A 1,613-nucleotide genomic window follows, 5' to 3' on the forward strand; every position below is an offset into this window, starting at 1 on the left:
CGAGTCTCCTTTAACAGTTCTTGAACAGTTGGCATTGCCTCCAGATGAATCTTCAATTCTATTGCTTCCTCTATTTTCTTCTGAAAATTTAGAAGATACTACTGTTAACGAGTTACATCCAAATTTTCGCGCTTTCACCAAACTTTTGGATCTGGTTCTATCTGTACGAACAGCCAATGTACTAAACGTTATGGGAATAGAGATAGTTGGTGAAATCATGCTGACACCAGGAGCTGCTTTATTAAAGCGGAAAAATTTCGGCAAAAATTGCTTAAATGAACTTAAGGACGTTGTTCGTTCACTTTGTTTAACTGGCAGTGCCATGCTTGTAAGTTCGAATGACGAAACGGCATCCGATATAATATCAATAGATTATTCAAGTTACGAGAGTATGGTTTCAAATTTTATCGAGCAAGTTGAGAAAAAAAAGCGAAACCAAGACTTGTTTAAGGAAAGATTGTGTTTTGAAGGTGGTAAAGTACCAACCCTTGAAGAACTTGGCCAGACTTTTGGAATAACCAGAGAACGAGTGCGGCAAATTTTTAAAAAAATAGGCCAAAAACTTGAGAGAAAAGCCAATATAGAAAAATTATTTCATTTTTGGGAGAGGCTCGATTGTTGTGTTGTCCAGGGAGGTGGGGTTGTCAGTTTGAGAGCATTGCCTACTCTTTTACAGTCTGAATTTAAATGGCCTACGGCACCTTACTCGCTCGCCTTAGGGCAACTGTTACTTTGTCGGCAGGAGGTTGCTCTGAAGGATGATGAACTTCTCTTCGTAGAGAGCGAGTGTCTTTCTTGTAGTATCCCGTTGCAGCAATTGCAGGTTTTAGATTTTGCTGATAATCAAGCTTTTCATGTTCAGGTTATTGCGGCAAAACTCTCCAGGCACTGTCAATCAGTATGTCCCTGGAAGCGGCCGGTAACGACATTTCACCGAGCTTTTATTGATCGGTTAGTGGCTAAATGTGATGGGAGCTTGATTTTACGAGAGGATGTGGTTCTTTCCCGTGATAAATGGCTGAGGAAATATTGTGATAGTCTGGACGATGTGGCTTGCTATGTTTTGGAAAGCCATGGCAAGCCCATGCATTTCAGGGATATTGCCGGAGGCATTCGTCAGGAAAACGAGAATTTTGTCGAGATATCAGATCATAATGTCCACGCGTCTATTATGCGTTACAGTAAAATTGAGATTGTCGATAGGGGAATGTATGGACTGAAATTATGGGGTCTGGGAGGTTATCGCTCGGTTACAACCGCGATTGAAGATTTTATTAAAGAAGAAGATTTACCCCAAAAAAGACAGGATATTATTAACCATCTTAAAGGAGAGTTTTCAGAAGCTAATATTACGACCTCTCTGACAAAAAAGACGAGATTTACAAATATCGGGAACGGGTTGTTTTATGATTTGCCACAAAACTGGCAAAATCGTACCTGCCAGGAGCTTATCCGGCTTCTGCCTGAGCCGGTGGCAGAGTTTGCCCGCTATCTGGTGGGGAAAAACAACACTTCATACAAACTGGTTATGGCCCTTATTTACATTCGCAGTATGGACGAGAATGAGACTATACCCCTCTATAAGCTTAAGGAGATGTTTTATAGATTTTATC

General features: G+C 40.8%; 1 protein-coding gene. It reads left to right on the forward strand.

Translation table 11 applies throughout. The features are described from left to right. Positions 1–190: 190 nt before the first annotated feature. The coding region (locus U9R42_14295; protein ID MEA3497194.1) for a sigma factor-like helix-turn-helix DNA-binding protein at positions 191–1,613 on the forward strand (1,423 nt) is incomplete at its 3' end.

It is taken from the genome of Bacteroidota bacterium (assembly GCA_034723125.1).
Taxonomy (GTDB): domain Bacteria; phylum Bacteroidota; class Bacteroidia; order CAILMK01; family JAAYUY01; genus JAYEOP01.